The 20,028-nt window shown below is 69.5% G+C and carries 17 protein-coding genes, 1 tRNA gene and 1 pseudogene; 9 read left to right on the forward strand and 10 right to left on the reverse strand.

What is annotated here, in order from left to right; genetic code table 11:
• Window positions 1–86: 86 nt before the first annotated feature.
• Both IU449_RS17435 and IU449_RS17440 read right to left on the reverse strand, forming a co-directional pair.
• A tRNA-Met gene (locus IU449_RS17435) sits at window positions 87–160 on the reverse strand.
• A gap of 65 nt (window positions 161–225) precedes the next feature.
• Window positions 226–1,788, reverse strand: coding sequence for an aldehyde dehydrogenase family protein (locus IU449_RS17440; RefSeq protein WP_195003100.1), 1,563 nt, complete (start codon window positions 1,786–1,788; stop codon window positions 226–228).
• A gap of 121 nt (window positions 1,789–1,909) precedes the next feature.
• Between IU449_RS17440 and IU449_RS17445 the strand changes: the two genes are divergently transcribed.
• Together IU449_RS17445 and lat are read left to right on the forward strand one after the other, a co-directional pair.
• Entirely contained in the window at window positions 1,910–2,362 is a 453-nt protein-coding gene (locus IU449_RS17445; RefSeq protein WP_195003101.1) for an Lrp/AsnC family transcriptional regulator, read from the forward strand.
• Window positions 2,363–2,426: 64 nt separating this feature from the next.
• The gene (gene lat / locus IU449_RS17450; RefSeq protein ID WP_195003102.1) at window positions 2,427–3,782 is read left to right on the forward strand and encodes an L-lysine 6-transaminase; all 1,356 of its coding nucleotides are present in this window, start codon (window positions 2,427–2,429) and stop codon (window positions 3,780–3,782) included.
• 227 nt (window positions 3,783–4,009) lie between these two features.
• Here the strand turns inward: lat and IU449_RS17455 are convergent, their stop codons facing one another.
• Window positions 4,010–4,348: a hypothetical protein gene (locus IU449_RS17455; RefSeq protein WP_195003103.1), complete on the reverse strand. Its 339-nt coding sequence runs from the start codon at window positions 4,346–4,348 to the stop codon at window positions 4,010–4,012.
• Between the two features lie 485 nt (window positions 4,349–4,833).
• Between IU449_RS17455 and IU449_RS17460 the strand changes: the two genes are divergently transcribed.
• Window positions 4,834–5,973 (forward strand): RNA-guided endonuclease InsQ/TnpB family protein, encoded by a 1,140-nt coding sequence (locus tag IU449_RS17460; protein WP_195003104.1) that lies wholly within the window; start codon window positions 4,834–4,836, stop codon window positions 5,971–5,973.
• A gap of 19 nt (window positions 5,974–5,992) precedes the next feature.
• Window positions 5,993–8,143: a protein kinase domain-containing protein gene (locus IU449_RS17465; RefSeq protein WP_195003105.1), complete on the forward strand. Its 2,151-nt coding sequence runs from the start codon at window positions 5,993–5,995 to the stop codon at window positions 8,141–8,143.
• On the opposite strand, the gene IU449_RS17470 is transcribed toward IU449_RS17465, so the two are convergent.
• The 3 genes from IU449_RS17470 to IU449_RS17480 all read right to left on the reverse strand — a co-directional run bounded on the left by IU449_RS17470 (window position 8,140) and on the right by IU449_RS17480 (window position 12,130).
• Complete coding sequence (locus tag IU449_RS17470; protein WP_324188295.1) at window positions 8,140–9,093, reverse strand: patatin family protein; 954 nt, start codon at window positions 9,091–9,093, stop codon at window positions 8,140–8,142. The two genes, IU449_RS17465 and IU449_RS17470, sit on opposite strands and share 4 nt — an antisense overlap.
• A 72-nt stretch (window positions 9,094–9,165) precedes the next feature.
• Complete coding sequence (locus tag IU449_RS17475; RefSeq protein ID WP_195003106.1) at window positions 9,166–10,959, reverse strand: acetyl/propionyl/methylcrotonyl-CoA carboxylase subunit alpha; 1,794 nt, start codon at window positions 10,957–10,959, stop codon at window positions 9,166–9,168.
• 250 nt (window positions 10,960–11,209) lie between these two features.
• Window positions 11,210–12,130 (reverse strand): sulfurtransferase, encoded by a 921-nt coding sequence (locus tag IU449_RS17480; protein ID WP_195003107.1) that lies wholly within the window; start codon window positions 12,128–12,130, stop codon window positions 11,210–11,212.
• A 193-nt stretch (window positions 12,131–12,323) separates the two neighbouring features.
• Between IU449_RS17480 and IU449_RS17485 the strand changes: the two genes are divergently transcribed.
• Window positions 12,324–13,115 carry a helix-turn-helix transcriptional regulator gene (locus IU449_RS17485; RefSeq protein WP_195003108.1) on the forward strand — a complete coding sequence of 264 codons (792 nt, stop codon included), beginning with the start codon at window positions 12,324–12,326 and terminating at the stop codon, window positions 13,113–13,115.
• On the opposite strand, the gene IU449_RS17490 is transcribed toward IU449_RS17485, so the two are convergent.
• The 3 genes from IU449_RS17490 to IU449_RS17500 all read right to left on the reverse strand — a co-directional run bounded on the left by IU449_RS17490 (window position 13,041) and on the right by IU449_RS17500 (window position 15,833).
• Window positions 13,041–13,682 carry a Maf family protein gene (locus IU449_RS17490; protein ID WP_195003109.1) on the reverse strand — a complete coding sequence of 214 codons (642 nt, stop codon included), beginning with the start codon at window positions 13,680–13,682 and terminating at the stop codon, window positions 13,041–13,043. The two genes, IU449_RS17485 and IU449_RS17490, sit on opposite strands and share 75 nt — an antisense overlap.
• A gap of 34 nt (window positions 13,683–13,716) precedes the next feature.
• Entirely contained in the window at window positions 13,717–14,040 is a 324-nt protein-coding gene (locus IU449_RS17495) for an acyl-CoA carboxylase subunit epsilon (protein ID WP_195003110.1), read from the reverse strand.
• Window positions 14,041–14,192: 152 nt separating this feature from the next.
• A complete protein-coding gene (locus tag IU449_RS17500) occupies window positions 14,193–15,833 on the reverse strand; it encodes an acyl-CoA carboxylase subunit beta (RefSeq protein WP_195003111.1) in 1,641 nt (546 codons plus the stop codon).
• A gap of 154 nt (window positions 15,834–15,987) precedes the next feature.
• On the opposite strand from IU449_RS17500, the gene IU449_RS17505 reads away from it, so the two are divergent.
• The 4 genes from IU449_RS17505 to IU449_RS17520 all read left to right on the forward strand — a co-directional run bounded on the left by IU449_RS17505 (window position 15,988) and on the right by IU449_RS17520 (window position 19,431).
• Window positions 15,988–16,815, forward strand: coding sequence for a biotin--[acetyl-CoA-carboxylase] ligase (locus IU449_RS17505; protein ID WP_416382183.1), 828 nt, complete (start codon window positions 15,988–15,990; stop codon window positions 16,813–16,815).
• Window positions 16,816–16,890: 75 nt separating this feature from the next.
• Window positions 16,891–17,394, forward strand: coding sequence for a PH domain-containing protein (locus IU449_RS17510; RefSeq protein WP_195003113.1), 504 nt, complete (start codon window positions 16,891–16,893; stop codon window positions 17,392–17,394).
• 50 nt (window positions 17,395–17,444) lie between these two features.
• Complete coding sequence (locus IU449_RS17515) at window positions 17,445–18,122, forward strand: response regulator transcription factor (protein ID WP_195003114.1); 678 nt, start codon at window positions 17,445–17,447, stop codon at window positions 18,120–18,122.
• A 1-nt stretch (window position 18,123) separates the two neighbouring features.
• Entirely contained in the window at window positions 18,124–19,431 is a 1,308-nt protein-coding gene (locus IU449_RS17520; RefSeq protein ID WP_195003115.1) for a sensor histidine kinase, read from the forward strand.
• A gap of 93 nt (window positions 19,432–19,524) precedes the next feature.
• Here IU449_RS17520 and IU449_RS17525 read toward each other — a convergent pair.
• Window positions 19,525–19,953: pseudogene (locus tag IU449_RS17525) on the reverse strand (GtrA family protein); the annotation flags it as partial.
• Between the last annotated feature and the right edge of the window lie 75 nt (window positions 19,954–20,028).

Raw genomic sequence — 20,028 nt, forward strand, 5'->3', positions numbered from 1 at the left:
GTGCGGGACCGTTCGGTCCGACGGAAGCGGTGGGGTGGGGATGGAAAAACCCAGGACGACTGGATGTCGTCCTGGGTTATTCTTTGTAGCGGGGACAGGATTTGAACCTGCGACCTCTGGGTTATGAGCCCAGCGAGCTACCGAGCTGCTCCACCCCGCGTCGGGGTGTCCCCAACATTACACACGTCGGGTGGGGACACCTAATCGCCTGGTCAGGAGCGTTTGTCAGCCGAACTCGACACCTTGGGCGAGCGGGAGTTCGGTGGAGTAGTTGATCGTGTTGGTGGCGCGGCGCATGTAGGCCTTCCATGCGTCCGAACCGGATTCTCGTCCGCCGCCGGTCTGTTTCTCCCCGCCGAACGCGCCGCCGATCTCCGCGCCGGAGGTGCCGATATTGACGTTGGCGATTCCGCAATCCGAACCATCCACGGCGAGGAACCGCTCGGCCTCGCGCTGGTCGCGGGTGAACACCGCCGACGAAAGTCCCTGTGGAACAGCGTTGTGCAGGTCGAGTGCGTGCTCGAAATCCCGATAGGTGAGCACATACAGGATCGGCGCGAAGGTCTCCTCGCGGACCACCTCGGTCTGCTCCGGCATCCGCACCACGGCCGGGCGCACGTAGTACGCCTCCGCCGGGAACGGCTCGCCGGATCCCTCGACTCGTTCACCGCCGCAGACCAGTTCGCCGCCGTCGGCGTATGCGCGGTCGAGCGCCGATCGCATGCTCGCGTAGGCTCTTGCGTCGATCAGCGGGCCCACCAGCACGCCGTCGGCGCGCGGATCACCCACGCGCAGTGTCCGATACGCCTCGGCGAGCCGTTCCATCAGGCGGTCGACCACCTCGGCATGCACGATGAGCCTGCGTAACGAGGTGCAGCGTTGCCCCGCGGTGCCGGCCGCGGCGAACACGATCGCGCGCACCGCCAGGTCCAGATCCGCCGAGGGCGTCACGATCGCGCCGTTGTTGCCGCCCAATTCGAGCAGGCACCGGCCGAACCTGGCGGCCACGCGCGGGGCGACGGCGCGGCCCATCCGGACCGAGCCGGTCGCGCTCAGCAGCGCCACCCGTTCGTCGTCGACCAGTCGTTCCCCGATCCGGGCGTCGCCCTGGATCACCTGATGCACTTCGGGATCCGCGCCCACCTCGACGGCGGCGCGGCGCACCAGGGTGTGGCAGGCCAGCGCGGTCAGCGGTGTGGTCTCCGACGGCTTCCACACCACCGTGTCGCCACAGACCAGCGCGATCGCGGTGTTCCACGACCACACCGCGACCGGGAAATTGAACGCCGAGACGACCCCGACCACGCCGAGCGGATGCCAGGTCTCCATCAGCCGGTGTCCCGGCCGCTCCGAGGGCATCGTCCGCCCGTACAACTGCCGCGAGAGGCCGACGGCGAACTCGCAGACATCGATCATCTCCTGCACCTCGCCCAGCGCCTCGGCGCGAATCTTGCCCGCCTCCAGGGTCACCAGCGCCGCCAGGTCGGCCTTGTGCGCGACGAGCAGTTCGGCCAGCCTGCGCACCACCGCGGCGCGCACCGGCGCGGGCACGGTGCGCCATCGCCGGAACGCCACGGCGGCCCGCTCGACGGCGGCGTCGACCGACGCCGCGTCGTCGGCGGCGAGGGTGAGCAGGCCCTCGCCGGTGATGGGAGTGCGCGCGATCAGCTCGCCGGGTGCGGGCACCTCGACGCCGAGTGCGCGCAACGCCTCAGCGGCCTCCCGGGCGAGCGGGGTTGCCGGATCGGTGCGGACGCTCGCGGCGGCGGTACGGGTGGTTGCCGTCATCGGTTGTTCCCCTTCGGTTTCGAGCCCGCGGGCGGCGCGGCGTGGGCGACCGGACCCCGGGCGATGGTGATCGCGGACAACTTCTCGACACGGTGCGCGTCGGCTGCGTTAGCCTTCGCTGGTGGCGGATACACCGGCAAAACCTGCACTCGACGACATCGATCGTCTGCTGATTCGGGAACTGATGGCAGATGGACGCGCCACCTTGTCGAACCTGGCCGAGAAAGCGAGCCTGTCGGTCTCGGCGGTGCAGTCGCGCGTACGCAGGCTCGAGGCGCGCGGCGTGATCCGCGGGTACACCGCCGACGTGGATCCCGAAGCGCTCGGGCAGTTGCTGTCGGCATTCGTCGCGATCACTCCTCTCGATCCCTCGCAGCCCGACGACGCTCCCGCCGCGCTCCAGCACATTCCCGGCATCGAGGCGTGCCACTCGGTGGCGGGGGACGAGAGTTACGTCCTGCTGGTCCGGGTCGCTTCGCCCCGGCATCTCGAACAGCTGCTGCAGGAGATCAGGGCGACAGCGAATGTCCGCACCCGCAGCACCATCATCCTGCAGACATTCTATGACAGATAGGTCTGGACGATAATTTATACGGCGTGTCGTGGACGACGCCTGAATTATTTCGTATCCTGCCGGTGTGAGCCTCGAACTGGAACGCCCCCGGCCGGGGACAGCGACGGCTTCGGCGATCGTCCCCGCGGCTCGGGTGCACGACGCGCTGTCCACGCACATCCTCGCCGACGGTTTCCCGCTGGTGCTCGATCTGCGCGCCTCGCACGGCCGCACGCTCGTCGACCAGCGCGACGGCGCCGCCTATCTCGACATGTTCGGGTTCTTCGCCTCGAACGCACTGGGGATGAACCACCCGGCGCTGGCGCAGGACCGGCAGTTCCGCGCCGAACTCGCCGAGGTCGCACTGAACAAGCCGAGCAACTCCGACATCTACACCGTCGAGATGGCCGCGTTCGTGGAGACTTTCGCCCGCGTGCTCGGCGACCCGCGGCTACCGCACCTGTTCTTCATCGACGGCGGGGCGCTCGCGGTGGAGAACGCGCTCAAGGTCGCCTTCGACTGGAAGAGCAGGCACAACGAAGCCCACGGCAGGCTCGGGCAGGCCCGCGGCACCAAGGTGCTGCATCTGACCGGGGCCTTCCACGGTCGCACCGGTTACACCATGTCGCTGACCAACACCGATCCGGTGAAGACCGCCCGCTTCCCGGTCTTCGACTGGCCGCGCATCGACACCCCGTATCTGCGTGAGGGCCACCCCGTCGAGGTCGCCGAGGCACTGGCACTCGACCAAGCCCGCCGAGCCTTCGCCGAGCACCCGCACGACATCGCCTGCTTCATCGCCGAACCGATCCAGGGCGAAGGCGGTGACCGGCATCTGCGCGCGGAATTCCTGCGCGCGATGCAACGGCTCTGCCACGAGAACGACGCGCTGTTCGTCCTCGACGAGGTGCAGACCGGCGTCGGCGGCACCGGAACCGCCTGGGCGTACCAGCAATTGGGCCTGGAACCGGATGTGGTGGCCTTCGGCAAGAAGACCCAGGTGTGCGGGATCATGGCGGGCGGCCGCGTCGACGAGGTACCCGACAACGTCTTCGTGGTCGGCTCCCGGCTGAACTCGACCTGGGGTGGGAATCTCACCGACATGGTGCGTGCCCGCCGGATCCTCGAGGTGATCGAGCGCGACGACCTCTTCGACCGCTCCCGCCGGCTCGGCGCGCATCTGCTCGCCCGCCTGCGAACGCTGGCCGCCGCGCACCCGTCGGTCACCGAGCCCCGCGGCCGCGGACTCATGTGCGCGATCACCCTGACGACTCCCGAATTGCGCGATGCGGCGGTGACGGCCTTGCGGGAACGCGAGCACGTGCTGATCCTGGGCTCCGGGCACCGCGGCATCCGATTCCGGCCGCCGCTGACCGTGACCGCCGAAGAACTCGATCAGGCTGTCGACGCGCTCGACCGGGTACTCACCGTCCTCGGGTGAGACTCGCCTCCGCGCCGGCAACTCACCCTTTCGCTCACCCGGCCAGGGACGGGTGAGCTCGGCTCGCCGGCACCGACGGGCGACCTGCACAGCGCTGGGAAGTATCGGATGCTGCCGAGAGTGGAGATGTGCGCCGTCGGGCGCCGCCGGTGGGCACCGCAGTCGAACTCGTGGCAAGGACGCGACCGCTCGCACGCGCGGCGCCCGCTCGCGGCCCGGCGGCGCGGTCAGTCCAGGCGCAGTCCCAGCGCGCCCACGGCGAATCGGGAGACCGCGGCCCGGGCGGCGACCAGCGCGGGATCCTGACCGGCTTGCGCCCAACCGGTGATCTCGGCCGAACCGTCCGCCCCGGGAGTGAGCACGATTTCGGCCACCAGTTCGGTGGTGGTGGGCTCGCACACGGCCCACGAGTAACGGGTCCCGGTCTCCCAGTCGGCGTTACGGCGTCCCACGTACTCGGGGTCGGTGATGCCTCCTTCGGCGAGTGCGGGCCGGTCGTCGATGCGCTCGTCGGCCCGCAGTGCGCGCAGATACCAGCTGCCCGCGTTGATCTCGATCGGTTCCATCACCACTCCTCGTATCCGCATCTGCCGTCACCCTGCCTGTCGACCCTGTGCTCACACGCGCTGCGCTCGATGCGTCGTGCGCACGAGCTGTTCGTGTACCGAAGGCGTCGGCACCAGGTGGTCGTTTTCAGTTGCGTGTTGTGCCGAGCACTCGACAATTCTCGGGCCAGGCTAGTGCTCGGGTGGTCGCCGCAGTCGGTGCATCCCGCTCGTTGCGTGGTCGCTCCGGCGCCGATAGTGGCGCCCGCCGCATCACGTCGCTGCGGGGTTCACGCGCCGGGTAGGCTCCGATCACGGCTCGACCGCCGCCGACGAGATCGCGGTAGGCCCCGCGCGGGGGGACCGGCGCCGGGATGCCCGGGCGTCCTGCGGGCGCGGAATCCGCGTCGATGTGACCGAGAGGCGTGGTGCGCAGGCGCCGCCGTTCAGGCCGGGGTTAGCACATTCGTTCGATCCTGGCGGGTGTGGCGTGTTAGGTTGGCGTGATGGGGCGGGTGGTGAAGCGGGCGTATAAGTATCGCTTCTATCCGACCCCTGAGCAGGTTGAGCAGTTGGCCCGCACGTTCGGTTGTGTGCGGTATGTGTACAACCGGGCGTTGGCGGAACGTTCCCGCGCATGGGCTCAGGAGCAGCGCCGCGTTTCGTATGCGGAGTCCGACAAGCTTCTCACCGGCTGGAAGCGCGATCCGGACACGGTGTGGTTGACCGAGCCGTCGAAGGGGCCGTTGCAGGCGGTGTTGCGGCATCTGCAGGGCGCGTTCGAGAAGTTCTGGCGCAAACAAGCCAAGTATCCGCGGTTCAAGAAGAAGGGCCGGTCGAGGGATTCGGCGACCTATTTCTCGAACTGTTTCACCTTCCGCGACGGCCGGTTGAAGCTGGCCAAGCAGTCGCAGCCGCTGGATATCCGCTGGTCGCGGCCGCTGCCGGAGGGTGGGGTGCCGTCGCAGGTGACGGTGTCCAAGGACGCGGCGGGCCGCTACTTCGTCTCGCTGCTGGTCGAAGAGACCGTCTTGGAACACCCGGCCACGGATGTGGTGGTGGGGGTGGATGCGGGGATCACCTCGCTGTATACGTTCTCGACCGGGGAGAAGATCGGCAATCCCCGGTACGAGAAGCGCGACCGCGCTCGGTTGGCGAGAGCCCAGCGGGTGTTGTCGCGCAAGCAAAAAGGATCAACCAACCGGGCGAAGGCCCGGCGGAAAGTGGCGCGTGTCCATGCGCGGATCGTGGATCGGCGTCGCGATCATCTGCACAAGCTGTCGTCTCGGTTGGTGCGCGAGAACCAAGTGATCGCCATCGAGGACTTGTGTGTGCGGAACATGCTGCGCAACCGCTGCCTGGCTCGGGCGATCTCGGATGCGAGCTGGGCGGAGTTCCGGTCGATGCTGGAGTACAAGGCCGGCTGGTACGGGCGCACGGTGGTGGCGGTGGATCGGTTCTATCCGTCGTCGAAGACGTGTTCGGTGTGTGGTCGGGTCATCGAGGAACTGCCGTTGCACATGCGGGAGTGGACGTGTGCGTGTGGTGCGGTGCATGATCGGGATGTGAACGCGGCGAGGAATATACGCGCGGCTGGGCTGGTCGTGCTGGCCTGTGGAGATGGTGTGAGTCCGTCCCACAGTTGATGTGGGAAGGCGGCTGTCGGTGAAGCAGGAACCCCCGGGCGCGAGCCCGGGAATCCCCCGCCTTCAGGCGGGGGAGGAAGTCAATGCGCAGTTCGGTCACTACCGGCTGGAACGGCGGCTGGGCAGCGGCGGCATGGGCCAGGTCTGGGCGGCCCTCGACACCCGCGACGGCCGTCGCGTCGCGCTGAAACTGCTGCCCGCCGAACTCGCCGCCGACGAGGGATACCGCACGAGGTTCGAGCGGGAGGCTCTGCTCGCCGCCGCGCTGCATGACCCGCACATCCCCGCCATCCACGGCCACGGCGCGGTCGATGGACGGTTGTTCATCGACATGGAACTCGTCGAGGGCGCGGACCTGTCGGCGCGCCTGGCCGCGTACGGGCCACTCGACCCGCCCACCGCCCTGGACATCCTCACCCAGGTGGCCTCGGCCCTGGACACCGCGCACGCCGCGGGCCTGATCCACCGCGATGTCAAACCCTCGAACATCCTGGTCCGCCCCGACGGCTTCGCCTACCTGATCGATTTCGGCATCGCCCGCACCCACGGTCAGACCTCGGTCACCGCGACCGGCCTGACCATCGGCACCTGGGCCTACATGGCGCCGGAACGCTTCAACGGTCACGCCGACGCCCGCTCCGACATCTACTCGCTGGCCTGCGTCTTTTTCGAAGCCCTCACCGGCCGCCGGCCCTACGGCGACACCGAGCCCGCCCAGCAGATGCACGGCCACCTCATGACCGACCCGCCGCGCGCCGCCGCGTCGAACCCGGCCGTCCCGCCCGCCCTCGACGAGATCCTCGCCCGCGGCATGGCCAAGCAGGCCGACCTCCGGCCCGCGAGCGCCGGGGAATTCGTCCGCGCCGCCCGCGCGGCACTCGGCGGCCGCCCCGCGCGCGACTCCGCGAACCCGGCCGCCGCGCCCGCTCCACCACCCACCCGAATCGACACCGCCGCCTCGACCGGGGGACGACCACCGACTCCGACGAACGCACTGCCCGAACCGGCATCGGCAGGTGCCGCCGACGCGCCACCGGTCTCGATGCCGACTTCTGGGCCGTCCTGTCCGACGGCGGCACCGGGGCGGCCCGATCGGGGTGTCCACCCCGGCGTCCCGCACTACGCGGAGCCGGTCGGAGAGATCGGCGCGGCCCGGATCCCGTCCCCCGGCTCGCGGCTGCCCGCGGCGACGCCCGATCCCGAGGCGGCTGATCCCGACGCCGCGGACGCAGTCGCGGTGCGAAGTCCGAATCCGACCAAGGTGTTGCCCGTCGCCGACCCGACCGGCGCGGCCGTCGCCCCGTCGCCGGTTCACCCACCCGCGGCCCCGGCGGGCGGGCAGCGCTGGGTTCCGCCGCCGGAGCGTCGTCGCGCCGATCCGGTCCCCGCGCCGCCCCCGGCAGGTCTGGGGCGGCGGCGTCCCGCGGATCCCGTCCCCGCGCCGCCCCCGGCAAGCCTGCGGCGACCGCGTCCCGCCGATCCGGTGCCCGCCCCGGCGTCCGGTGCTCCCGGAACGTGGTCCGGCCGCGCCGCCGCCCCGCGGCAGGGGGATGGGCGGCGACCGGCCCCGCGATCGCGGCAGTGGGCCCCGCGCCGAGGTAGGCGCCGCGGTGGCGTCCTGCGCACCCTGCTGTGGGCGACGGTGCTGATCCTCGTCGCGCCGTGCGTCTTCGCGGTGGGCTGCCTGGCGGTGCTGGCGTCGGACTCCTCGGACGGTTCCGCCGAGCAGAACACACCGCCGCCCGTGGCCACAGCGGAGGAACCGGCTCCCGGCTCGGCCGGGGTGGCGCCCGCGGGTACTCCCGTCCGGGACGGAAAATTCGAGTTCGCCGTAGCGGGCCTCGACTCCGGCGATCGGGTGGGATTCCAGAACGCGAACGGTTCGTTCCTGATCGTCACGCTGGACGTCCTCAACCATTCCGACGAGACGAAGTGGTTCCTGCCGTTCGGGCAGAAACTGGTCCTCACCGACGGCGCCGTCGTCGAACACGACGCCACCGCGACGGCGTGGCAGGCCGTGCAGCACCGGCTCGGGCATACCTTCGAGCTGCCGCCGGGGGCGTCCGGGACCGCCGTGCTGGTGTTCGACGTGCCGGACACCGGCACGGCCGCGCACCTGGAACTGCACGATTTCGTGCTCTCCGAGGGCGTGTCGGTGGCGCTGTACTAGACGGCGGGTTCCTGGTCGTCCGGCCGGGGCCGGGCCTCCTGCGGGCCGAAGACCGCGTACACGGCCCGGCGGCCGATCTCCAGAGCACGGGCCAGGAGGTCGGTGTCGCGGGCGGTGGAGTCCACTCTGGGCGCGTCGGCGGGCGGATGGATCTGCAGGACCGCGTCGCCGAGTTCGGCGAAAGCGCGGTTCTCCGCCTCCTCCAGAGCGGGCCGGGCCAGGAAGGCCCGATAGGCGCCCGGCGCGACGAACCGCAGATAATTGCCGCCCACCAACTGATGTACCCGCGAGTTGGGCTCGCGCTTCTCGTCGGTGCGGCGGGTGCGCAGCACCAAGAAGTGGGTGCCGCCCGCGCGCACGGCCGAGCGGATCGGGATCGGCTCGGCGATACCGCCGTCGAAGTAGGGCACACCGCCGAGCATCAGCGGCCCGCCCGCCAGGATCGGCAGGTTCGCGCTGGCCCGCAGCGCGCGCATCAGACTGCGCTTGTCGGTGATGTGCGGGCGCAGATCCACCGGATTGCCGGTGCGTCCGTCGGTGGCGATGGGATGCAGAGTGGTCGCATGCTCGAGGATGGCGTCGAAATCCATCGGCTCGACCCCGTCGTACACCCGATGCACCAGGTAGCGGACATCGAAAGCGGCCCCACCGCGCAGTATTCGCGCCGGGTTGATGACCGCATTCATGATCTCCGGATTCGACCACGATCGCATGCCGGGCACCGCGCGCCCGGACAGCAGCCACGCGCCGTTGATCGCTCCGGCCGAGGTGCCGTAGATCGCGTCGAACAACCCGGACAGGCCGAGTTCCTCCATCGCCTGCACCATGCCGCTGGAATACACTCCCCGGCTGCCGCCGCCCTCGACGACGAGGAAGAGGCGATGACCGTCGGCCCGGGAACCTGTCGCTTTTCGGCCGCGGATGATGTCGGCCACGGGTGAGCTGGACACCCGATCACCATACGCCGAGGGCGGGTTCGGACCCGTGGTCCGAACCCGCCCTCGGATGGGCTCAGCCGTTGATCACTTGATCTCGGCCAGCACCGTGCCCTGGGTGATGGCGGCGCCCGCCTCCACCGCCAGACCGGTGACCACGCCGGCCTTGTGCGCGTTGACCGGGTTCTCCATCTTCATGGCCTCGAGCACCGCGATCAGGTCGCCCGCCTCGACGGACTGGCCTTCCTCGACGGCGACCTTGACGACGGTGCCCTGCATCGGGGCGGTCACGGCGTCACCGGACGCCGCGCCTGCGGCACCGCCGCCGCGCTTGCGCGGCTTGGGCTTCTTGCGGATCGCGCCGCCGCCACCGCCGTTGCCGCCGCCGATGCTGAAGTTGCCCGGCAGCGAGACCTCGACCCGACGGCCGCCGACCTCGACGACCACCTTCTGACGCGGACCGTCCTCGTCCTCGTCAGCGGCGGCGCCGGCGCCGGTGTAGGGCTCGATGGTGTTGTTCCACTCGTTCTCGATCCACTTGGTGTAGACGTCGAACTTCTCGCCGTCACCGATGAAGGCCGGATCCTCGACGATCGCCCGGTGGAACGGGATGACCGTGGCCAGGCCCTCGACCTGGAACTCGGCCAGCGCGCGACGGGCGCGCTCGAGCGCCTGGGTGCGGTTCTCGCCGGTGACGATCAGCTTGGCCAGCATCGAGTCGAACTGGCCGCCGATGACGCTGCCCTGCACGACGCCGGAGTCGACACGCACGCCGGGGCCGGTGGGTTCGCGGTAGACCGTGACCGGTCCGGGGGCGGGCAGGAAGCCGCGGCCGGCATCCTCACCGTTGATGCGGAACTCGAAGGAGTGGCCGCGCGGGGTGGGATCCTCGGTGATCTCCAGTTCCTCGCCGTTGGCGATGCGGAACTGCGCGCGCACCAGGTCGATGCCCGCGGTCTCCTCGGTGACCGGGTGCTCGACCTGCAGGCGGGTGTTCACCTCGAGGAAGGACACGGTCTCGCCCTGCACCAGGTACTCCACGGTGCCCGCGCCGTAGTAGCCGGCCTCGCGGCAGATGCGCTTGGCGGACTCGTGGATCTTGGTGCGGACCTCGTCGGACAGGAACGGCGCGGGCGCCTCCTCGACGAGCTTCTGGAAGCGGCGCTGCAACGAGCAGTCGCGGGTGCCCGCGACCACGACATTGCCGTGCTGGTCGGCGATGACCTGGGCCTCGACGTGGCGGGCCTTGTCCAGGTACTGCTCGACGAAGCACTCGCCGCGACCGAAGGCCGCGATCGCCTCGCGGGTAGCCGACTCGAACAGTTCGGGGATCTCCTCGATGGTGTGCGCGACCTTCATGCCGCGGCCGCCACCACCGAAGGCCGCCTTGATGGCGACCGGGACGCCGTACTGCTTGGCGAACTCCACGACCTCGTCGGCGTTCTTCACCGGGTCCTTGGTGCCCGCGGCCATCGGCGCCTTGGCGCGCTCGGCGATGTGGCGGGCGGTGACCTTGTCGCCCAGGTCGCGGATGGACTGCGGCGAGGGGCCGATCCAGATCAAGCCCGCGTCGAGCACGGCCTGGGCGAAGTCGGCGTTCTCCGACAGGAATCCGTAGCCGGGGTGGATCGCGTCGGCACCGGACTTGGCCGCGGCGTCGAGGATCTTGTCGAACACGAGGTACGACTCGGCCGAGGTCTGGCCGCCCAGCGCGAAGGCTTCGTCGGCGAGCTTCACGAAGGGCGCGTCGGCGTCCGGCTCGGCGTACACGGCGACGCTGGCGATGCCGGAGTCTTTCGCCGCCCGGATCACGCGTACGGCGATCTCGCCTCGGTTAGCTACGAGTACCTTCGTGATCCGCGCGCTGGCATGGCTGGGCACTGAGCCTCCTGGTTTGCATTCTTCTGGTCGCTTCGCGGGACGGTGGCCGCGCGGCCCGCTCCCGGTTGGGGGTCGGAACACCACACGAGCTCCGCCCGTGCCGACAATGTACGTCTGGGCGAGTGTAGGCAGTCTGCCAATTGACGCCGAACTCGGATAGCCCTACTGAACAGTAGGTGTCGCATCACACTCGACCGATGATGTGTCCGGCGTCCATTGTGCTGGCATCCGATGTCAGTTTATTCGGCCCTCAGCGGGCCCGTGCGCGCCGCCCTGCCCGCGCGGGCGCCTCACCCGGTTCCGCTCCCCGGGCGATGGGCAGCCGCACCGAGTTGCCCCATTCGGTCCAGGAGCCGTCGTAGTTGCGCACGCCCCGGTAGCCGAGCAGGTAGGTCAGCACGAACCAGGTCAGGCTCGACCGCTCGCCGACGCGGCTGTAGACCACGAGGTCCTCGGCAGCGCTGAGCTCGCCGTAGACGGCGTCGAGCTCGGCGCGTGCGCGGAACCGGCCGTCCGGGCCGAAGGCCTCGGTCCAATCGATGTTGACCGCGGTCGGGATGTGCCCGCCGCGCAGCGCGGCGTCGGCCGGGTGGACCGGATCGTGGTTGAGTTCGCCGGAGTATTCGCGCGCCGAGCGCACATCCAGCAGGGGAGAGGTGCCGAGAGTGCTCAGCACGTCGTCACGGAAGGCGCGCGCGATGCCGTCGTCGCGGCGCACCGCCGGATAGGCGCTGGTGGGGCGCGGATAGGGCAGCTCGAAGGTGGTGTCGCGGCTCTCGGAGATCCAGGCCTCGCGTCCGCCGTCGAGCAAGCGGACGTCCTCGTGCCCGAACAGGGTGAACAGCCACAGGGTGTGCGCGGCCTGGGCGTTGCCGCGGTCGCCGTAGATCACCACGGTGTCCTCGCGGCCGATGCCCTTGGCTCGCATGAGCTCGGTGAACCGGGAACCGTCGATATAGTCGCGCATCAACGGGTCCTCGAGATCACGACGCCAGTCGATCTTGATCGCCCCTGGCACGTGGCCGATGTCGTAGAGCAGCGCGTCCTCGTTGGACTCCACGATCGACAGTCCCGCCGCGCCGATGTTCGCCGACAGCCACTCCGTGGTCACCAAACGGCGAGGATGTGCGTAGGCGCCGAAGGGGGCGTAGGGGTCCGGGGCAACGGGCACTATGGGGTTTCCTTCGCACGTGAGGGGCCGTCGTGAGGCGTCATGAGGCGGGTCCGCTTCACCAGCGATGGTAGAGGTGGAGTGTTACCGGACGTTGTTTCAGGCAACGAATCGCCGCGACGACCGATTAACGCAATGGCCGATTAGATCGAACCCGCATCCGATAAAGTCTCCTTCAGAGGAGGGGTGAGCTATGTCCGATTCGTGGCCGCGGCGGCGACTGCTCGCGATCCTGCGCGGCGCGAGCGAGCCCCTCGATGCCCAGGAACTGGCCAGGATCACCGGACAGCACGTGACCACCGTGCGGTTCCACCTCGATGTGCTCACCAAGGAATCCCTGGTCCGCCAGTTCCAGCAACCCCCGCGCGGGCGCGGTCGCCCGCGGATCGGTTACCGCGCCGTGCAACGGACGCTGGGATATCAGGAATTGGCGCAGGTCCTCGCCGACCAGCTCGGCCCCGACCCGCGCTCCCGCTCGGAAGCGGGGCTGGCCGCGGGCCGGGCCTGGGGCGCCAAGCTCGACGCGGACGAACGTCGCGTCGAAACCTTGTCCGACGCCAAGGACGTCACCATCGGCCTGTTGTCGGAACTGGGTTTCGCCCCCGAGCGCGACACCGCCTCCGACGACGGCGAACACGTGGTGATCCGGATGACCGGCTGCCCGTTGCGCGATCTGGCACGCACCCATTCCGACGTGGTGTGCGCGGTGCACCGTGGCCTGATCGAGGAAGTGCTCGACCGCAGCGGCGAACGCGGCGCGGTGAAGGTGCGGCTGAATCCGTTCGTGGAGCCGGAACTGTGCCTGACCAGGCTGGAGATGGCCCGCAGGCCGGCGAGGAACAACGGCGCGCCCCAGGGGCCGGAGGGCGGAAACCAGGACGGCCGAGGCGAGCCCGTCCTCACCCATCCGTCAACGGGGCGGGTCGCTCCACAGCTGCGCAACTCCGGCGCCGACATCGCGAAGCAATCTGCGCAGCAGTGGTAGACCGATGCCGATCACGCTGGACGGGTCGCCCTCGATGCGGTCGACGAACCAGCCCCCCATCCCGTCGAGGGTGAACGCACCCGCTACCTGAAGCGGTTCGCCGGTGGCCAGGTAGGCCTCGAGTTCTTCGGGTTCGGGCTTGGCGAAATGCACCGTGGTGGTGCTGCAGTCGACGGCCTCGCCGACGATCTCGCCCGCCCGCAGCCGCAGCACGCAGTGCCCCGTGATGAGATCGGCGCTGCGCCCGGCCATCTCGGACCAGCGCGCTCGTGCGACCTCGAGGGTGTGCGGCTTGCCCTGCAGGACGCCGTCGATCAGGAGCATGGAATCGCAGCCGACGATCAGGCAGTCGTCGCGGTACTCACCGATATCGGCGGCGGCGGCGACATCCAGGGCCTTGGCGCGTGCCAGCTCGGTCACCACCGTGTCGGGCGCGGTGCCCGCGGGCAGTGCCGCGGCCACCGCGTCCTCGTCGACGTCGGACACCCGGACGACAGGATCGATGCCCGCCCGGCGCAGCACGTGTCTGCGCGCGGGTGAGGCGGACGCGAGAATCAGCGTGGGCATCGTGTTCCGCCGTGAGGTCATGTCCCGCGGTGGCTCAGCGCAGCCGCGAGAGCGCCGGGAAGGAATACGGCGAGAACGGGGAAGCGCCGCGATGCATCTGCGTCGGCCTGCCCCACAGTTCCCGTGGCTTGCCGGAATCGGCGTCCCCGGACCCACCCGCCGCGGCCGCGAACACGCACACCAGGGCGGCGATCTCGGCGTCGCTGGGCGAGCCGCGCAGAATCTGCAGGAACGGCGCCGCGCTCGGCTCGGGGGTCGCGACCGCGTCCACGGCGGCTTCTGTCTCCTCGGCGAGGGGTTCCACAGCCAGATCCAGCTCGGCGGCGGTCAACACATCTTCTTCTGCCACGGTCGTCACAGTGCCAGATCCTCTCTCTCACTCGATCAGGCGTGTTCCCTCGACAGGCGAAGAACGCCTCCCGACTTTCCAGGCCTTGCGACCCGCAGGCACATCCGCCCGCGGGCCTCTCGACTTTCCAGTGTGCGCGGCCTAACGAGGGTATCGCTTATTCAGAGCGGGATGTTGCCGTGTTTCTTCGGCGGCAGGCTGACCATCTTGCGCTCGAGCAGCCGCAGCGCCGAGACGATCTGACCGCGGGTGTGCGACGGCGGGATGACCGCGTCGACGTATCCGCGCTCGGCCGCGACGTACGGGTTCACCAGAGTGTCCTCGTACTCGTTCTGGAGCTCGAGCCGCAGCGCATCGACGTCGCTGCCGTCCTTCGCGGCCTGCTGCAACTGCTTGCGGTAGACGAATCCGACGGCGCCGGAAGCGCCCATCACGGCGATCTGCGCGGTCGGCCAGGCCAGGTTCACATCGGCGCCCATGTGCTTGGAACCCATGACGTCGTAGGCGCCGCCGTAGGCCTTGCGGGTGATGATGGTGATCTTGCCCACAGTGGCCTCACCGTAGGCGTAGAGCAGCTTCGCGCCGCGCCGGATGATGCCGTTGTACTCCTGGCCGGTACCGGGCAGGAAGCCGGGAACATCGACCAGGGTGATGATCGGGACGTTGAACGCGTCGCAGGTGCGCACGAACCGTGCGGCCTTCTCCGAGGCGTCGATGTCCAGGCAGCCGGCGAACTGGGTCGGCTGGTTGGCCACGATGCCCACGCTGCGGCCGTCGATGCGGCCGAAGCCGACGATGATGTTCATCGCGCGCTCGGCCTGCACCTCGAGGAATTCGTCGTCGTCGAGCAGGCGACGGATGACCTCGTGCATGTCGTAGGGCTGGTTCGGCGAATCCGGGATGAGCGTGTCCAGCTCGATGTCCTCGGCGGTGAGCGAGTCCTCGATGGCACCCTCGATCGGGTCCGTCGCCGGGAAACGCGGCGCCTCGGCCTGGTTGTTGCTCGGCAGGTAGGACAGCAGGTCCTTGACGTAGTCCAGCGCGTCCTGCTCACCGGAGGCGACGTAGTGCGCCACGCCCGACTTCACCATGTGGGTGTGCGCGCCGCCCAGCTCCTCCATGGTGACTTCCTCGCCGGTGACCGTCTTGATGACGTCCGGGCCGGTGACGAACATCTGGCTGGTCTGGTCCACCATCACCACGAAGTCGGTCAGCGCGGGCGAGTAGACGTGACCACCGGCGGCCGGGCCCATGATCAGCGAGATCTGCGGGATCACGCCGGAGGCCTGGATGTTGCGGTGGAAGATCTCGCCGTAGAGGCCGAGGGAGACCACGCCCTCCTGGATGCGAGCGCCCGCGCCCTCGTTGATGCCGACCAGCGGACGACCGGTCTTGAGCGCCAGGTCCATCACCTTGACGATCTTCTCGCCGTAGACCTCGCCGAGGCTGCCGCCGAAGACGGTGACGTCCTGGCTGAAGATGCAGACGTCGCGGCCGTCGATGGTGCCGTAGCCGGTCACGACGCCGTCGCCGAGCGGCCGGTTGTTCTCCAGGCCGAAGTTGACGCTGCGGTGCCGGGCCAGCGCGTCGAGCTCGACGAAGGAACCCTCGTCGAGCAGCGCGAGGATGCGCTCGCGGGCGGTCATCTTGCCCTTGGCGTGCACCTTGTCGACCACGGCCTCACCCATCGGGTGTTTGGCCTCTTCCAGCCGATTCCGCAGGTCAGCCAGCTTCCCGGCGGTGGTGTGGATATCGGGGGAGTCCGCCGAACCAGAGGCGGACTGCTGCTGGACACTCGTCATGGGTTCGGAGTGTAACCAGAGACAGGAACGGTCCGTAACGGCGCGGTGCCTACCGGCGAGTAGAAAAGCCCAGGTCGAACCACGCCTACGGCTCTTTTCCGGCCCCTCTGCCCTGGCAGAACGGGCGCTCCGCGCGACGGGTAGCGTCGCCGCCGTGCAGAGCCCTTCACCGGATACCGCGCAGCGCAGGACGCCGTTGGATGTCGGCCGGTTACGCGCCGCCGTCGCCTCGGCCGGGCTGTCGTTCTCCCGGGTGGACGTCGTCGAGTCCACCGGGTCCACCAACGCCGATCTCATCGCCCGCTCCCGGGAGCCGGGCGCGGACGGTTCGGTCCTGCTCGCCGAGGCGCAGGAGTCCGGTCGCGGCAGGCACGCGCGGGCCTGGGCCAGTCCGCCGCGCGCGCAGATCGCCCTGTCGATGCTGGTGCGCCTGCCTGGGGTCGATCCCGCGGTGCTCGGCTGGCTGCCGTTGCTGACCGGGATCGCCGTCGTCGACGCCCTGCGCGCGACCGCGCAGGTGCCCGCCGACCTCAAGTGGCCCAACGACGTCCTCATCGGCGGCCGTAAGGTGGCGGGCATCCTGGCCGAGGTCGCCGAGGCCGGCCCCGCGCCCGCCGTGGTGATCGGCATCGGCGTCAACGTCACCCTCGGGGAAGCCGAACTTCCTGTGCCGCATGCCATCTCGCTCGAACTCGCCGGAGCCGCGGAACTGGATCGCACCGAGTTGGTGGCCTCCGTCCTCACCGAATTCGACCGGCGCTTCACCGCATGGCGCGACGCCGGCTGGGCCACCGCCGGGCTCGTCGACGCCTACCGCGAACGCTGCGCCACCATCGGTACCGAGGTGCGTGCCGAACTGCCCGGCGGCCGCGCGCTCACCGGAACAGCCACCGGCATCGACGATGCGGGACGTTTGCTGGTGGGCGGCGAGGCGGTCTCCGCAGGCGATGTCACCCACCTGCGCGGCCAGTATCGGCGCTGAGGACCGGCGAAATGCGGTGTCCGCCACGGCCGGAGATCCCCGGCAGCGGCCGTCGGCGCGGGTAGCGTTTCGGATATGGGTTACCCGGAGGATGTGCTCGCGCCCGAAGAGCAGCTGATACTCCACCGCCATCCGCATTGGAAGATGCTGTTCTGGCCGGTCGTGACGCTCATCGTCGGCACCGCGCTGGCGGGTTTCGGCGGCGGGCTGGCCTACCGCACCACCGAGGGCACGCTGCGCACGGTGCTGCTGATCGCGGTGCCCGTGGTGTGGGTTCTGGTGGTGCTCTGGCGCGTGCTTGCCCCCGTCCTGGCCTGGAAGACGACGCATTTCATCGTCACCGACCGCCGGGTGCTGGTGCGCGAGGGCGTGCTGACCCACACCGGCATCGACATTCCGATGAGCCGCATCTCCAGCGTGCAGTTCCGGCACGGGATCTTCGACCGGATGCTGGGCACCGGCACCCTGATCATCGGTTCCTCCTCGGAGGAGCCGCTCGAATACGACGACATCCCCGACGTGCAGGGCGTGCACTCGCTGCTCTATCACCAGGTGTTCGAGGCTTCCATCGATCGTTGATCCGGGCCGATCGCCGCGCCGGGCCGGTCGCCGATCCGTAATCTGGTCCCATGACCGCGGTACTGCTGGCCGAAGACGACGAGGCCATCGCTGCGCCGCTTTCGCGGGCGCTGGGGCGCGAGGGATATTCCGTGACCGTGGAGAGTTACGGTCCCGCCGTGCTCAGCCGGGCCCTGGAGGGCCATCACGACCTGCTCATCCTCGATCTCGGCCTGCCCGGCATGGACGGGCTCGAGGTGTGCCGCCAGGTCAGGGCCCGCGGCGCCGACCTCGCGGTGCTCATGCTCACCGCGCGCACCGACGAAGTGGATTTCGTCGTCGGTCTCGACGCCGGCGCCGACGACTATGTGGGCAAACCCTTCCGGCTCGCCGAGCTGCTGGCTCGGGTCCGTGCGCTGTTGCGCCGCAGCGGCATCGGCGACGAAGCCGTCGAGGTCGGTGGAATCCGGCTGGAGCCCGCCGCGCGCCGGGTGCTGGTCAACGGTGCCGAGGTCGGTCTGGCCAACAAGGAATACGCACTGCTCAAGGTGCTCATCGACCGGGCGGGCCAGGTGGTGCCCAGGGAGACGATCCTGCGCGAGGTCTGGGGCGACGCCGAGCTCCGCGGCTCCAAGACCCTCGACATGCACATGTCCTGGCTGCGCCGCAAGATCGGCGACGAGGGGCCGATGGCCGAACGCCGCATCGTCACCGTGCGCGGCATCGGCTTCCGGCTGAACACCGACTGACGTGCGCCGTCGCATCCTGCGTTCGATGCTGGCCGTGCTGACCGTCACCACGGTCCTGTTCGGCGTCCCGCTGACCTATCTGGCCTGGCTGTGGGTCGAGGACATCACCCGCGGGGACCTGCGCGACCGCCTCGACCGCGTGGCGACCGAGATCGTGCTGCAGGAGGGCCCTGACGGCCGGGTCGACGGTGGTCTGGATCTGCGGTCGGTGCGCGCGATCGTGCCGGTCGACGGGCGGTTGACCATCGTCTACCCGACCAGGCTCGACAATGCCGCGCGCGCCGAGATCGGTGTTCCCTCCGTCGAGGATCCGCTGGTGGAATCGCTGGCGATGGGGGCTTCGGGCTCGCTGCGCCTGGAGGTGCCCGCCGCGCCCATGAAGGAGATGCAACGCCAGGCGGCGGCGGTGGTGGCGCTGGCGGTGCTGGCCTCGCTCGCCGCCGCGGCGACCGTCGCGGTGGTGACCGCCCGCCGGGTCGCCGATCCGCTGCGCGATGTGGCGGCGCGGGCCGCGCGGCTGGCTATGGGCGATTTCCGGCCAGACCCGCGCAGGCACGGCATCTCCGAGCTGGACCGGGTGTCCGACGTGCTCGATTCGGCGACCGTCGAGATCGCCGGCCGCCTGCAACGTGAACATGCCCTCGTCGCCGATGTCTCCCATCAGCTGCGCAGCCGGTTGACCGCGGTGCGGTTACGCCTGGACGAGCTGTCGGCGCACTACGACCCCGAGGTGGTGCACGAGGCCGAGGAGGCGATGGCCCAGGTCGACCGGCTCACCGACGCCATCGACGACCTCGTGCGCGCCTCCCGTGACGAGGACGCCGCCGACCGCGACCCCATTGCGGTGATGGAGGAGTTACGCGCGGTGATCGAGGAATGGAAGCCGCCGTTCGGGGAGGCGGGCAGGAGGCTGGTGCTGGCGGGCGACGAGTCGCTGCGGGCCAGGATCACCCCGTCGCGGCTGCGGGAGGCGGTCACCGTGCTGGTCGACAACGCGCTCATCCACGGCGGCGGGACCTGCACGGTCTCGGTACGCGCGGTGCGGCCCGGTTTCGCGCGTGAGCAGCTGGTGTGTGTGGAGGTCGGTGACCAGGGTGAGGGCGTGCGCGACGAACTCGCCCCGCACATCTTCGACCGCGGGTTCTCCGCGGGCGGCTCGACCGGCGTCGGTCTGGCGCTGGCTCGCGCTCTCGTCGAGGCCGACGGCGGCAGGCTCGAACTCCAGCAACGCCGTCCCGCGATGTTCCGGGTGTTCCTGGGTTCCTCGGTGACCGGCAAACCGGTCTCCGTCGCACCCGAACCGCGCTGAACGGGTCCGCGCCGCACCGGGCCGTACCGATCAGCTGCGGTCGAGCCGTTCTTCCTCGATGAGTTCTTCGAACTCGGCCTCGAGGTCGGCCATCTCGTCGGGGAACACCCACCTGCGCATCGCCCAGAAGCGGAACGCCATCTGCAGCAGATTGCCGATGATGAACGCGCTGACGAAGTCGGCGACGTTCTCCACCAGGAAACTGACCGCGGGCTGACGCAGATCGAACACGTAGCTCGATATCCACAGCGGGATATTGCTGAGCACCACGCCCACGCCGCTGACCCCGAAGAACAGCAGCGCCTCGTGACTGCGCTCGCGTCCGCCGCGGTGCTTGAACGACCACTCGCGGTTGAGGACGTAGGAGGCGATGACGGCGATGACGCCGGAGATGATCTTGGCGGTGACCGGCTTGTCGGTCAGCACCGTCCACTTCAGCAGGTAGAAGATGCCGCTGTCGATGATGAAGGTGGTGGCCCCGACGATGGCGAACTTGATCAGTTCGTGGTGGCGGTAGGCCATCTCCCGCACGGGCTGGGGGAGGACGCTGACCGCGTCGTCGACGATGGACACGGGGTCGAAGTGTACCGGTAGGGG

The sequence above is a fragment of the Nocardia higoensis genome (genome assembly GCF_015477835.1).
Classification (GTDB): domain Bacteria; phylum Actinomycetota; class Actinomycetes; order Mycobacteriales; family Mycobacteriaceae; genus Nocardia; species Nocardia higoensis_A.

What these genes read in the sequence shown, in the direction of transcription:
- IU449_RS17440 (WP_195003100.1), bottom strand. Translation starts at nt 1,788, where the DNA reads ATGACGGCAACCACCCGTACCGCCGCCGCGAGCGTCCGCACCGATCCG.
- IU449_RS17485 (WP_195003108.1), top strand. Translation starts at nt 12,324, where the DNA reads ATGTCCGATTCGTGGCCGCGGCGGCGACTGCTCGCGATCCTGCGCGGC.
- IU449_RS17500 (WP_195003111.1), bottom strand. Translation starts at nt 15,833, where the DNA reads ATGACGAGTGTCCAGCAGCAGTCCGCCTCTGGTTCGGCGGACTCCCCC.
- IU449_RS17515 (WP_195003114.1), top strand. Translation starts at nt 17,445, where the DNA reads ATGACCGCGGTACTGCTGGCCGAAGACGACGAGGCCATCGCTGCGCCG.
- IU449_RS17490 (WP_195003109.1), bottom strand. Translation starts at nt 13,682, where the DNA reads ATGCCCACGCTGATTCTCGCGTCCGCCTCACCCGCGCGCAGACACGTG.
- IU449_RS17460 (WP_195003104.1), top strand. Translation starts at nt 4,834, where the DNA reads ATGGGGCGGGTGGTGAAGCGGGCGTATAAGTATCGCTTCTATCCGACC.
- IU449_RS17510 (WP_195003113.1), top strand. Translation starts at nt 16,891, where the DNA reads ATGGGTTACCCGGAGGATGTGCTCGCGCCCGAAGAGCAGCTGATACTC.
- IU449_RS17455 (WP_195003103.1), bottom strand. Translation starts at nt 4,348, where the DNA reads ATGGAACCGATCGAGATCAACGCGGGCAGCTGGTATCTGCGCGCACTG.